Source organism: Salifodinibacter halophilus (genome assembly GCA_012999515.1).
Taxonomy (GTDB): domain Bacteria; phylum Pseudomonadota; class Gammaproteobacteria; order Nevskiales; family Salinisphaeraceae; genus Salifodinibacter; species Salifodinibacter halophilus.
The window spans coordinates 1-236 of sequence record JABEEB010000728.1; the positions used below are offsets into that span (position 1 = coordinate 1).

Annotated in this window: 1 protein-coding gene; it reads right to left on the bottom strand. The window is 64.8% G+C overall.

Translation table 11 applies throughout. The features are described from left to right. A partial coding sequence (locus HKX41_13475; GenBank protein NNC25144.1) for a hypothetical protein occupies nucleotides 1-236 on the bottom strand: 236 nt, incomplete at both ends.

Below are 236 nucleotides of genomic sequence, written 5' to 3' on the forward strand. Positions count from 1 at the left end.
GGCGGCCGGCGAAAGCGCCTGATAGGCCAGGATCGGCGCGGCCGCGTTGATCGAGGTGGTGTAGTTGTTGTTGTCGGCCGGGTTTTCCGCGAGGTTGTACGACCAGCCGAAACGTCCCTGGGAGATCCACACCCGGCAGCTGGCGCCTTCGCCCTCTTCGATCTCGATATCGACGGCGCGTTCTTCCAGCCATTGCATCAATTGCCGCGGCAGCCACGCCGGCGTGCCGTCGGAAT